Origin of the sequence: Streptomyces sp. WG5, from assembly GCF_049974565.1 — a bacterium.
Taxonomy (GTDB): Bacteria; Actinomycetota; Actinomycetes; order Streptomycetales; family Streptomycetaceae; genus Streptomyces.
Genome location: NZ_JBNGGC010000010.1, coordinates 1 through 11,344, shown reverse-complemented (window position 1 = coordinate 11,344; position 11,344 = coordinate 1). Strand labels below are relative to the sequence as shown.

At 71.8% G+C, this 11,344-nt stretch carries 12 protein-coding genes; 3 read left to right on the top strand and 9 right to left on the bottom strand.

Going from position 1 to position 11,344, the window contains the following annotated elements; translation table 11 throughout:
- Nucleotides 1-13: 13 nt before the first annotated feature.
- Both ACP4IX_RS12275 and trhA read right to left on the bottom strand, forming a co-directional pair.
- The gene (locus ACP4IX_RS12275; RefSeq protein WP_426555499.1) at nucleotides 14-745 is read right to left on the bottom strand and encodes a Mut7-C RNAse domain-containing protein; all 732 of its coding nucleotides are present in this window, start codon (nucleotides 743-745) and stop codon (nucleotides 14-16) included.
- 231 nt (nucleotides 746-976) lie between these two features.
- Nucleotides 977-1,681 (bottom strand): PAQR family membrane homeostasis protein TrhA, encoded by a 705-nt coding sequence (gene trhA, locus ACP4IX_RS12270; protein WP_426526282.1) that lies wholly within the window; start codon nucleotides 1,679-1,681, stop codon nucleotides 977-979.
- A 295-nt stretch (nucleotides 1,682-1,976) separates the two neighbouring features.
- On the opposite strand from trhA, the gene ACP4IX_RS12265 reads away from it, so the two are divergent.
- A complete protein-coding gene (locus tag ACP4IX_RS12265) occupies nucleotides 1,977-3,806 on the top strand; it encodes a phosphoenolpyruvate carboxykinase (GTP) (protein ID WP_426555498.1) in 1,830 nt (609 codons plus the stop codon).
- A 348-nt stretch (nucleotides 3,807-4,154) separates the two neighbouring features.
- On the opposite strand, the gene ACP4IX_RS12260 is transcribed toward ACP4IX_RS12265, so the two are convergent.
- From ACP4IX_RS12260 to ACP4IX_RS12240, 5 genes are all read right to left on the bottom strand, one after another.
- Nucleotides 4,155-4,757: a hypothetical protein gene (locus tag ACP4IX_RS12260; RefSeq protein ID WP_426555497.1), complete on the bottom strand. Its 603-nt coding sequence runs from the start codon at nucleotides 4,755-4,757 to the stop codon at nucleotides 4,155-4,157.
- Entirely contained in the window at nucleotides 4,744-6,288 is a 1,545-nt protein-coding gene (locus ACP4IX_RS12255) for a substrate-binding domain-containing protein (RefSeq protein ID WP_426555496.1), read from the bottom strand. Before ACP4IX_RS12255 ends, ACP4IX_RS12260 begins: the two co-directional genes overlap by 14 nt.
- On the bottom strand, nucleotides 6,285-7,463 hold the full coding sequence (locus tag ACP4IX_RS12250) for a toxic anion resistance protein (RefSeq protein ID WP_426555495.1): 1,179 nt from the start codon (nucleotides 7,461-7,463) through the stop codon (nucleotides 6,285-6,287). The genes ACP4IX_RS12255 and ACP4IX_RS12250 overlap by 4 nt, the downstream gene beginning before the upstream one ends.
- A 16-nt stretch (nucleotides 7,464-7,479) precedes the next feature.
- Entirely contained in the window at nucleotides 7,480-8,556 is a 1,077-nt protein-coding gene (locus ACP4IX_RS12245) for a hypothetical protein (RefSeq protein WP_426555494.1), read from the bottom strand.
- Nucleotides 8,557-8,905: 349 nt separating this feature from the next.
- The gene (locus tag ACP4IX_RS12240) at nucleotides 8,906-9,499 is read right to left on the bottom strand and encodes a TetR/AcrR family transcriptional regulator (protein ID WP_426555493.1); all 594 of its coding nucleotides are present in this window, start codon (nucleotides 9,497-9,499) and stop codon (nucleotides 8,906-8,908) included.
- A gap of 61 nt (nucleotides 9,500-9,560) precedes the next feature.
- Between ACP4IX_RS12240 and ACP4IX_RS12235 the strand changes: the two genes are divergently transcribed.
- Together ACP4IX_RS12235 and ACP4IX_RS12230 are read left to right on the top strand one after the other, a co-directional pair.
- Nucleotides 9,561-10,433: an oxidoreductase gene (locus ACP4IX_RS12235; RefSeq protein ID WP_426555492.1), complete on the top strand. Its 873-nt coding sequence runs from the start codon at nucleotides 9,561-9,563 to the stop codon at nucleotides 10,431-10,433.
- Nucleotides 10,434-10,511: 78 nt separating this feature from the next.
- Entirely contained in the window at nucleotides 10,512-10,685 is a 174-nt protein-coding gene (locus ACP4IX_RS12230; protein ID WP_426555491.1) for a hypothetical protein, read from the top strand.
- A 76-nt stretch (nucleotides 10,686-10,761) separates the two neighbouring features.
- Here ACP4IX_RS12230 and ACP4IX_RS12225 read toward each other — a convergent pair whose 3' ends face one another.
- Together ACP4IX_RS12225 and ACP4IX_RS12220 are read right to left on the bottom strand one after the other, a co-directional pair.
- A complete protein-coding gene (locus tag ACP4IX_RS12225) occupies nucleotides 10,762-11,064 on the bottom strand; it encodes an ATP-binding protein (protein ID WP_426555490.1) in 303 nt (100 codons plus the stop codon).
- Nucleotides 11,064-11,267 (bottom strand): hypothetical protein, encoded by a 204-nt coding sequence (locus ACP4IX_RS12220; RefSeq protein ID WP_426555489.1) that lies wholly within the window; start codon nucleotides 11,265-11,267, stop codon nucleotides 11,064-11,066. The genes ACP4IX_RS12225 and ACP4IX_RS12220 overlap by 1 nt, the downstream gene beginning before the upstream one ends.
- Nucleotides 11,268-11,344 lie beyond the last annotated feature (77 nt).

Here is an 11,344-nt window from a genome sequence, read left to right as displayed (position 1 = left end):
TCGATCCGCGTGCTCAGCCGCCCTGAGTACTCCCGCGCACCGCCGCCTCCACGATGGCCTCCAGCTGCTCGTGGTGCGCGCCCTTCCAGTACGCGCGCCCGCACGCGCGGCACTGCGCGAACACGTCGTACGACCGTTCGGTCCCGCCCTTGAGCTGGTCCGCCACCTCCTCCTTGGTGGCCTGCTTCAGCAGCCCGTTGCAGGCGGTGCACCTGGTCCAGGGGTGCAGTTCGGGCCGGAACCGGTCCAGGACCTCGCGGAGCTGGTCGTCGGGGCGGTTGCTGTAGACGTAGGCGCCGGCCCACAGTTCGCGGCGGCGCAGCAGGCCGCGGTCGCGGCTGAGCATGACCCGTTTCTCGGCGGCCGACAGCGCGGCGAGCGCCGGGTCGCCGAGGTCCGTCGACTCGTACGCCGTGTCCACGCCGAGGAGCCGCAGCCGGCGGGCGAGGGTGCCGAGATGCACGTCGAGCAGGAAGCGCAGGGGCGCGCCCGGGACCCGCTGCGGGCGTTCGACGGCCCGGACGCTGACCGACTCGCCGCCGCTGGGAACGTGTCCGCGTGGCACTTCGCGGCCGTCCACGAGGAGCGTGCCCACCTCGGTCAGCGGGACGCCGAGGGACTCGACGACGTGGCCGAGCGTGGAGACGCCGTCGGTGGTGGCGCGGGCGGCGCCGGTGGGGCGGGCCCGCGGGACGAACAGGTGCAGTTCGGGGGCGAATTCGACGCGGATCTCGGGACCGTTCACCGGGTCAGGATGCCATGGGGCAGGGGGACGGCCTCGGCCTTTTCGGGGAGTCGGGGGCCCGTGCTCCAGGACGTCCGGGGCGCGTGCGGCCGGGTCGGCCCGGTCCTCCTCGTGGCGGTGCTCGGCCCGGCACCACCGGGCCGCGGGCTCTGCCGTCCGCGGCTCGGCCCGTGCGGGCGCGGCCGGCCACGACGCGCCCGCACGGGGCGCACCGGGCCTGCGGCGGCGCGTCTAGTAGGCGACCAGCGAGATTCCCACGTAGTGCGCGATGAAGGCCGCCAGCGTGAAGGAGTGGAAGACCTCGTGGAAGCCGAACCAGCGCGGTGACGGATTGGGCCGCTTGAGGCCGTAGATCACGCCGCCCGCGCTGTAGAGCAGTCCGCCCACGATCACCAGGACGAGGACGGCGATGCCGCCGGCCCGCATGAACTCGGGGAGGTAGAAGACGGCCGCCCAGCCCATGGCGAGGTAGCACGGGGTGTACAGCCAGCGCGGGGCCCCGACCCAGAAGACGCGGAAGACGATGCCCGCGGCGGCGGCGGCCCAGATGCCCCACAGCAGCCACTGGCCCTTGGCGTCGGGCAGCAGGAGCATCGTGAGGGGGGTGTAGGTGCCCGCGATGATCAGGAAGATGTTGGCGTGGTCGAGGCGGCGCAGTACGCCGTCCATCCGCGGGCTCCAGTCGCCCCGGTGGTAGAGCGCGCTGACGCCGAAGAGCAGACAGGCCGTGAGGACGTAGATCCCGCAGGCGATGCGTGCTTCGGTCGACTCGGCGAGGGCGGTGAGGACCAGACCCGCGACGAGGACGGCCGGAAACATGCCGAGATGCAGCCAGCCGCGCAGCTTCGGCTTGACCGGATGCGGCAGGGAGAGCGCTACGGGACCGCGGCCGGCGGCCGGCGTGTCCCTGGGCGCGTCGGGAGCGGACGCAGTCATGGGCGCATCGTACCTACGGGACCGTAAGTTACGCATCAGTACGGACATTCGTGGTCGCTGAGTGGTCATCGTCTCATGGGGTACCCGGCCGTGCACCCCCGAAAATCTCCGGCGCGGGCACGTGGCGATCCTCACTCCGCTCAGGTGTGACGCCCTCTGGACAGATGGGCGCTCTCGTCGGATGATCAAATGAGTGCGGTCGACACCGGATGAGCGCCCAAGAGGTCATCGTCACGCATCCGGGTCGCAGCCCCCACGGGGCCTCCCAACCAAACACCCTCATTTAGGAGCAATCGTGGCGCGCGACATCGCTGCTCCCCCCGTCCCCACCGACCACCAGGAGCTGATCTCGTGGGTGAACGAGATCGCCGAACTGACCCAGCCGGACGAAGTGGTCTGGTGTGACGGATCCGAGGCCGAGTACGAGCGCCTGTGCGGGGAGCTCGTCGAGAAGGGCACCTTCCGCAAGCTCGACCCGATCAAGCGCCCCAACTCGTACTACGCGGCCTCCGACCCCTCCGACGTCGCGCGCGTCGAGGACCGGACCTTCATCTGCTCCGCGAAGGAGGAGGACGCCGGCCCGACCAACCACTGGAAGGACCCCGCCGAGATGCGGGAGATCTTCACCGGTGAGAAGGGCGAGGGCGGCCTGTTCCGCGGCTCCATGCGCGGCCGGACCATGTACGTCGTGCCCTTCTGCATGGGCCCCCTCGGCTCCCCGCTGTCCGCGCTGGGCGTCGAGATCACCGACTCCGCGTACGTCGCCGTCTCCATGCGCACCATGACCCGCATGGGACAGCCGGTCCTGGACGAGCTGGGCGACGAGGGCTTCTTCGTCAAGGCCGTGCACACCCTCGGCGCCCCGCTGGAGGAGGGCCAGGAGGACGTTCCGTGGCCCTGCAACAGCACCAAGTACATCTCGCACTTCCCCGAGGACCGCGAGATCTGGTCCTACGGCTCCGGCTACGGCGGCAACGCCCTGCTCGGCAAGAAGTGCTACGCCCTGCGCATCGCCTCCGTCATGGCCCGCGACGAGGGCTGGCTCGCCGAGCACATGCTCGTGCTGAAGCTGACCCCGCCCACCGGCGAACCCCAGTACGTCGCCGCCGCCTTCCCGTCGGCCTGCGGCAAGACCAACCTCGCCATGCTGGAGCCCACCATCTCCGGCTGGACCGTGGAGACCATCGGCGACGACATCGCCTGGATGCGCTTCGGCGAGGACGGCCGCCTGTACGCGATCAACCCCGAGGCCGGCTTCTTCGGCGTCGCGCCCGGCACCGGCGAGCACACCAACGCCAACGCGATGAAGACCCTGTGGGGCAACTCCGTCTTCACCAACGTCGCCCTCACCGACGACGGCGACGTGTGGTGGGAGGGCATGACCGAGGAGACCCCGGCCCACCTCACGGACTGGAAGGGCAACGACTGGACGCCCGAGTCGGGCACCCCCGCCGCCCACCCCAACGCCCGCTTCACCACCCCCGCCGCGCAGTGCCCGATCATCGCGCCGGAGTGGGAGGACCCCAAGGGCGTGCCGATCTCGGCGATCCTCTTCGGCGGGCGCCGCGCCACCGCCGTACCGCTGGTCACCGAGTCCTTCGACTGGAACCACGGCGTCTTCCTCGGCGCCAACGTGGCCTCCGAGAAGACCGCCGCCGCCGAGGGCAAGGTCGGCGAGCTGCGCCGCGACCCGTTCGCCATGCTGCCGTTCTGCGGCTACAACATGGGCGACTACATGGGGCACTGGATCGACGTGGCCAAGGACAAGGACCAGTCCAAGCTGCCCAAGATCTACTACGTCAACTGGTTCCGCAAGGACGACGAGGGCAGGTTCGTCTGGCCCGGCTTCGGTGAGAACGGCCGCGTCCTGAAGTGGATCGTGGAGCGCCTGGAGGGCAAGGCCGACGGCGTCGAGACCCCGATCGGTGTCCTGCCGACCAAGGAGTCCCTGGACACCGACGGCCTCGACCTCGCCGACACCGACCTGGACTTCCTGCTCAGCGTCGACAAGGAGGTGTGGCGGGAGGAGGCGGCGCTCGTCCCCGAGCACCTGAACACCTTCGGCGACCACACCCCCGCCGAGCTGTGGGACCAGTACCGGGCCCTGGTGCAGCGCCTGGGCTGACGTCCCCCGCAGTCTCCGCGGCCGGTCCGACTAGCCCTGACCCGCGAAGTCGTCACGAAGGCCGGCCGCGAGGGGGTCTCCCTCCGCTCCAGTAGCTCGTAGTACCCCGGAGCGCGGGGGAGGTCCCGCTCGGGCCGGGTCGCCGCACAACGGCGTGCGGAGGACCCGGCCCTTCGACGTGCCCGGACTTCGGCGTGCCCGGGCCCTCGGTGTGCCTGCCTTCGGCGGGTCCGGGCCCTCGGTGTGTCCGGCCTTCGGCGGGTCCGGACTTTCGGTGTGTCCGGCCTTCGGCGGGTCCGGACTTCGGCGTGCCCGGCCCTCGGCGTGTCCGGACTCGCCCGGCGCCGGTCAGCCCGAGCGGTCCTCCAGGTACCGCGTGTGGGACTCCTGCCGCCGCGCCTCCGTCTCCCGCAGGCCCTGCGCCAGCCGCTCCGCCTCCGCGTGCAGCAGCTCCAGCTGACGCACCAGGTGCGGCTCCGGAGGCATCTGCCCCGGCGTCAGCCGCGTCCACCAGCGGGTGCGGACGTAGGCGTCGACGGCTTCCGGCACGTCCTGCCGCACGGCTCGCGACAGCATGTGGACGGCCTCCGGGTCCTGGGCGAGGATCTCGGTCGCCCACCCGGGATCCAGCAACGCGGCCAGTAGCTCCGTCAGTTCGGTGAGCCGACCCCGCGCGGTGGGCGGCAGATCGACGTCCGCGAGATAGTCCCGCAGCCGTTCGAAGTCCGCCCGCACCTCGTCCAGCTGCGCGGACGGGTCGGGGAACTCGGGCGGCGCGGGCCGCTCGGGCGGGGCGATCAGCGCCCCGGCCCCGTACAGCCCCACCACCACGGCCGGCCAGTACGGGCCCGCCACGCCCGTGAACGTCAGCACCAGCCCCGCCAGCCCGCCCGCGCCCCCGGCCAGGTTCTTGCGGGACTCCAGATACGCCATCGCCCTACTGGTAGCCACGGATCTCCTCGAACGCCCCGTCGAGCGAGCCCTGCCCGTCGAACAGCCGGCCGCCGGTCAGCTCGGCGATGTGCTCCAGCTCCGCGCGGTCGGAGTCGCCGAACAGGATGGGGAAGACGGGGGTGTTCCGGCGGTCGCCGGACAGCCCCCGGTAGAAGGAGTCGAAGTCGCCCGCCTCGGCGCCGGCCGTGTTCTCGCCGTCCGTCATCAGCACGATCGAGGTGAACGTGTCCTCACCGGTGCCGAGGTGGTCGTAGGCCTTCTCCAGGGACGTGTAGATCGCCGTGTCGCCCTCGGCCCGCAGTGCCGCGGTGTCCCGGCGGATCGCCTCCAGCCCCTGCTCCGGGGCGTCCGGCTCGACGACATGGGTGCGCACGCTCTTCACCGCCGACCCGAACGGCATCAGGGTGACCTCCTCCCGGTCGCGGAAGTCCCCGGTGAGCCGGGTCAGCGCCTGCTTCAGCCGGCTGAGGCGCTCGCCCTCCATCGAGCCGGAGGTGTCGAGGACGTACACGGTCCGCGAGGGGCGGCGCAGTTCGTTCTCGTAGGCGTCGAGCAGGCCGTCGGCGACCGAGAGGTCGCCGGGGAAGGGCAGCTCGCGCCGCCTGCTCGTGTCGAGGCCGGCCGCCGGCGGCACGGAGGCGACGACCGGCCGGCGGAACGTACGGTCGGTGATCAGCCGCTGCACGCCGTCCGTGCGCAGCGCCTCGGCCACCCGGCGCACGTCGTCGCGGGTCTCCTGGTCCGTGGCGGCGAGCGACGACAGGGGGTAGTCGGCGGTGACGACACCGTCCTTCGGGCGGATCACCGTCAGGTCCTTGAACCCCTTCAGGACGGACTCGTAGTTGAGGAGCGCGTCGATGTCACCGCGGCGGGAGTAGGCGCCGGCCAGCCAGCCCGACGAGCCCGAGGTCAGCTTCTGCCCCTGGAAGAACTCCTTCAGCCGCGGGCGCGCCTTCGTCACGTCGGCGTCGGTGAGCGCGGACTGGGCTCCGGAGAGCGCCGAGGCGACCGAGACCAGCGTGGCGAAACCGGAGTTGGAACGGGCCGGGTCGGTCATGCCGTAGGTGAGCTCCCCCTCCCGCACGGCCCGGTCGACCTGGGACCAGGTGACGTCCTCCGGCTTCCAGCCCAGCCGCCGCACGGTGGCCGGCTTGACGCCGATGGCGACCGGGCTGGACATCACGGGTGTCTCCGAGACGACCTTCTCCGCCGCCTCCGGGCGCAGCCGCAGATAGTCGTTGGAGGACAGCCACACCGCGTCGTACCTGCCGTCCGCCTTCCCCGTGGCCAGCATGTCCACGGCGTCGAGGGTGCCGATCCAGGTCGGCCGGACGGTGACGCCCGTGTCCTTCTCGACCTGCTCCAGCACCGCCGTCATGTCGCTGAGCTCGCTGGAGGCCAGGACCCGCAGGGTGCCCGGCTCGGCGGAGTGCGGGTCCTTCTCCTTCTCCTTCTCCGGTGCGGCGGTGCACGCGCCCAGCAGGGCCGCGGTGGCGGCGAGCAGCGCGGCCAGGGACCGTCGTCTCATCCGAGCCCCCCTTCCAGCGCGCCCTGCGACCGGCTGCGCTCCAAGTAGCTGCTTGCGTGCTGGAGTTCGGAGGTCAGGTTCTCCACCGTCACCGCCATCGCCTCGGTCGCCCGCACCTTGTAGGTGTCGATGGTGTCGAGGGTGCGGTAGATCTGCTGGAACGCGGTCCGCAGGGTCTCCGCCCCGACCGCCGGGTCGGCGGCGATGCGCTGGATCTCCCCGCTCTGCGTCGCCAGCATCTCCGCGTTGCCCCGGATCAGCTCCTCGGTGGTGCCGCGCAGCGCGTTGACCTGCTCGACCACCTTCTTCTGGTGGTCCAGCGCGGACGCCAGCATCACGGAGATCCGCAGCGCCGACACCGTGGTGGTGGCCGCCCGGTCCACGCCCTTGATCAGCTCGTCGTTGTTGCGGCGTACGACGTCCATGGCGAGGTAGCCCTGCGCGCACACCGCGAGCTGGGTGAGCAGGTCCTGGTGCTTCTGCCGGACGGGGAAGAGGACGTCGGCGCGGAGCGAGTCGGCCTGCGCGGGGTCGGCCGTCTCGACGCCGGCGATGTGCTGCCCGACGGCCGTGTCCAGGGCCTCCGTCAGGACGACGTACTCCTGGAGCTTGCCCATGGTCTCCCACAGCCGGACCCGCTCCGTCTGCAACGCTGCGTTGTCGCGGCGCAGTTCGTCCTGTCCGCCCCGCAGGGAGCCCACGATCTGGTTCAGGGTGCCCTGCGCGGAGGCGTACGTGGCGACGTGGTCGCGCAGCTTGTTGCCGCCCGGCAGCCGGGAGAGGAACTTGCGGCCCTTGCCCGCGGGCAGGTCCCGCGGGTCCAGGTCCTCGACCACGCGCCGCAGTTCCACGAGCGACCCGGCGACCTTGGACTGGGCGTCGCCGCCCTTGTCGGGCAGGCTGCGGACCGTGCGTTCCAGCATGCGGTTGGACTGCGCGGTGGCGGTACGCATCTCGCCGGCGCCCAGTGCGGTGATCTCACCGACCTTGCCCGCGAACTCGGGGGAGCGGGCGTCCAGGGCGGCCAGCCCCTCGACGTACGCGGCGGCCTTGGCCGCCATGCCGGCGCGCACGCCGTCGTCGACGGGCACGAGCCCGCCGGCCTTCTCCCGCGGCACGGGCGTGACGGCCTCGGGCGGTGTGAGGACGAAGTCGCCGTCTGCGCTGCTGTTCATCGGTTGCTGTTCCCCCTTATCCGCGCGCCCGTCGCGCCAGTTCGCGCAGCACCGCGGAGGTGGGCACGGGCGCCTGGCGGACGCCGGTCAGTCGCTGCTTGAGGTAGGCGGTGCGGCCCACGGCGGCCGCCGCGAACTCGGCCACGTCGCCCTGCGGGCGGAAGCCGTGCCGGACGGCCAGCTTGCGCAACGTCGGGTCGTCGCCGAGGAGCTCGGCGAGCCCCCGGCCGTTCTCGGTGAGCGGGACGACGGTGTGGTCGCTGTTGACCGTGGTGTCCGGGTAGAGGACGACGAGGTCGTCCGCGTTCTGCTGCTCGTCGAGGAGCGTGGCCACCTGGGACTCGTAGACGAGGACGAGCGGGTTGCCGGCGCCGCTGACGAAGTCCCGGAACGCGGCGTCCGTGCCGGTCTGCTGGGCACCCTGGACGCTGACCAGCTTGCGCAGCAGGGGAGCGGTGCGCTCGACGTCGGCGTCGCTCGCGACCACCTTGCCGCCGCCTGCGACGTAGGAGGCGGCGGCGAGGTACAGCGCGCCGGAGTTCGAGCTCTCCGGGTCGGTGCTGGAGATGTAGAGGGTGCCGGTCAGCTCCCCGTACTTCCCGGCCCCCTCGAGCTGCTGCCAGGTGCGGTCGCGCTCGGCCGCGTCGAGGTAGGCCTCCATCTTCAGCGTGCCCGGGTTCTCCTCGTCGAGCTCGGCCAGCCCGTTCGCGGCCAGCACCTCGGCGGCCCCGCGGCGGGACACGACGACGAGGGGCGAGTAGAACGGGCGCGGGAGCATCCCCCGGACCTTGTACTTCTCGGCCAGTTCGACGGCGGGCGCCCGGCTGGACGGGAAGGCGAGGTCGTACCCCTCGAGGTCCAGCCCTTCCATGGCCCAGGACCCGGAGGTCTCGGCCTCGACGGTGTAGCCCTTGGCGGCGAGGGCCTCCACCACGTCCGGATCGGCGAAGAACTCGGCCTTCTCCGATCCGATCACCATGCGCACGGTCTTCGTTGCCGTGCCCGTCTCCTCGCTGTCCCGGCCCGCGACGACGGCGGCCACCACGCCACCGATCAGCAGCACCGCGAGGACGATTCCCATAATTCGTCTCACCCCCGGAGCATCCCCGCGGAACCCAACGTTCCCCGGCGGCCCGGGTGAACGGACGGTGTCCGGGTCATACCGGTATGCAACAGGAGCCAGCCACTCCGCCCTCCGGCCAGCGGCTCCGCGGCTCGGATCAGCAGGCGCTCCACGCCCGGTCGGCGAACCTCTTGAAGGCGTCCTCGGCGCCGTCCCCGACGATCCCGTTGATCGAGTAGTCGTGGTTCCGCCGTGCTGGTTCACGGGGCGTCCTGCGACGTCCCTCTGCCGGTACCGCTCCGGGGGCGGCCGGTCGCCGGAGCGCAAGCGCGCGGGGCAAGCGGTACACGCCTCGCATCGGGGTGCCGGCCGGGCGCGTTCAGCCGGCGGCGTTGCCGCGGATGAACGTCGACACCGCGTCGGACACGAGTGAGTCCGTCACCTCGGGTTCGAGGCCGCCGCCGGCGATCAGGTTCGCGAGGCCCTGGGCCCACGAGTACAGCAGCAGCCCGTAACGCTCGGGGTCACCCGGGGCGAGCGCGCCCTCGGCCACGCCGTCGCCGATCAGGTCGTACACCACCGCCAGGGCTTCGGCCGCCGCCGGCAGCCGCGCCTTGTCCCCGTACGGCTTCGCGGAGAACATCAGGTCCAGCAGCACGGGCCTGCTGTTCGCGAAGGTGATGAACCCGGCTATCACCGCCCGCAGCCGCTCACCGAAATCCGGACCGGCACCGTCGCGTGCAGCCTTCAACTGCGCGCCCAGGCGGCCGAAACCCCGCTCCGCCAACGCGGCCAGCAACGCCTGACGGTCGGCGAAGTGGGCGCGCGGCGCCGCGTGACTGACCCCGACGACCCGCGCCAGCTCCCGCAGCGACAGCTGCTCCGTCCCGGACCTCTCGACGTTGCGCTCGGCCGCGTCGAGCAGCGCGGCGCGCAGGTTGCCGTGGTGGTACGGGCGGGCTTCGTTGGGCACAGGCAGATATTACCCGCATCTTGTCGTTGCCAAGTTTCTTGACAGTGTCTAGATTGGCGCCATGAGCGAATCCCACGCCACTCACCTTCCTGATTTCTCCGGCGGAACGGTGATCGTCACCGGTGCGAGCGGCGGCCTCGGGCGCGAGACCGCGCGAGCGTTCGCCGCCGCCGGGGCCCGCGTCGTGCTCGCGGTGCGCCATGTCGACAAAGGGCGAGCCGTCGCCGCGGAGCTGTCCGGACGGACCGAGGTCCGCGCGCTCGATCTCGCCGACCTCGCTTCCATCCGGCGCTTCGCCGATGACTGGCAGGGCGAAATCTCCTTGCTGGTCAACAACGCCGCCACCATCTACCCGCCTGAGCTGACCCGCACCAAGGACGGGTTCGAGGCGCAGTTCGGCGTCAACCACCTCGGTCACTTCGCCCTGACGCAGCTTCTGCGTGAGCACCTCACCGGCCGCGTCGTCTCGATCTCGTCCGTCGCCCAGGCGGCCCGTCTCGACCTCGACGACCCGAACTGGGAGCGCAGGAGCTACCACGCTTCCCGCGCCTACAACGAGTCGAAGCTCGCCGTCATGCTGTTCACCTTCGAACTGCAGCGACGGCTCACGGCGGCGGGCTCGGAGGTCCTCGCCACCGCCGCGCACCCGGGCTGGGCGGCGACCGGCGCCCTGTCGGACGCGCGCGGCTTCGCGCATACGCTGATGCGGCTGAGCACTCCCCTGTTCGCGTCGTCGGCGGCGGCCGGCGCGCGGCCGACCCTGTACGCCGCCACGGCCGACATCCCCGGCGGTACCTATGTGGGGCCCGGTGTCCTGCAGATGTACGGCGCGCCCAAACCGGTGCAGGCCCCGAAAGCGGCCCGCGACCCCGAGCTGGCGCGCCGTCTCTGGGAGGTCTCCGAGCAGCTCACCAAGGTGTCGGTGCGCGACTGAGGTCTCACCGCCCCGACGGGTCGTGCGGCTCGACGAGGCCGTAGCGGTGTCGCGGGCGCACCGCGTGCACCCGGCTCCGTGTCCGTCCTGGAGATCCGGACCTCACCGGCCGGGTCGGTGCGCGACGGCGCCGACGGGGTGCTGCGCGGCTCGGCGGCCGGGCTGACGACGACCGGCGCGACCTCGTTCAGCGTGCAGGAGTTCGGCCTCACCCACCCGAACACCGAGTTCGGCTCGGTCCTGGGCGGCTGACGCCCCGCGACGCGGACTGAGGGACGACTACCGCGGGCCGCGGCCCGCGGTAGTCGTCCCTGCAACGCTCTCCGGCTCAGGGCGGCGCCCGGTGGAAACGGACGCCACTGACACCGCGCCCCGGCCGGGGACAACGCCGCCGTCCCAGGACGGGCAGCGCACGCGGGTCGGGATCGGTGACCTCCAGGCGCGTAGGCCCGCCGCCGTCGCACCACACCCGGACGGTGACGGGAATGCCCTCGCCGAGGTGCTGGATCACGTTCGTGACCAGCTCGCTGGCGCAGAGCTGGACGTCGGCGCCGTAGTCGCGCAGGGCACGGCGTACGGCGGACAGCTCGGCCGGTGCCGCGAGCAGCTCCAGGGTGGTGACCGGTCGCATCACACGGCCCCCTTGCGGAGGGCGGCGGTCAGGGCCTGGGCGGTGAGGAGGTTGCAGTTGCCGAGCGCGATCAGCGGCCGGGTGGGGCAGCGGGCCGCGAAGGTCGGCAGGTTGACGCCGAGGGACGGCAGGGTGATGCCGTGCGAGGCGAGCGCCGCCCGCAACTCCTCGGCGCAGGCGTCGGCTTCGGTGGGGCTGTGCATGGGGGGTGGAACTGCTCGTCTCTGAGTGCGTATGAGTGTGTTCTGGCGTGTGTGAGTGAGTGGGTGTGGTCCGTGGG

Bases quoted from the DNA above. Each gene is read 5' to 3' on its own strand.
- ACP4IX_RS12220 (WP_426555489.1), bottom strand. From the start codon at position 11,267: ATGCACAGCCCCACCGAAGCCGACGCCTGCGCCGAGGAGTTGCGGGCG.
- ACP4IX_RS12255 (WP_426555496.1), bottom strand. From the start codon at position 6,288: ATGAGACGACGGTCCCTGGCCGCGCTGCTCGCCGCCACCGCGGCCCTG.
- ACP4IX_RS12225 (WP_426555490.1), bottom strand. From the start codon at position 11,064: ATGCGACCGGTCACCACCCTGGAGCTGCTCGCGGCACCGGCCGAGCTG.
- trhA (WP_426526282.1), bottom strand. From the start codon at position 1,681: ATGACTGCGTCCGCTCCCGACGCGCCCAGGGACACGCCGGCCGCCGGC.
- ACP4IX_RS12250 (WP_426555495.1), bottom strand. From the start codon at position 7,463: ATGAACAGCAGCGCAGACGGCGACTTCGTCCTCACACCGCCCGAGGCC.
- ACP4IX_RS12235 (WP_426555492.1), top strand. From the start codon at position 9,561: ATGAGCGAATCCCACGCCACTCACCTTCCTGATTTCTCCGGCGGAACG.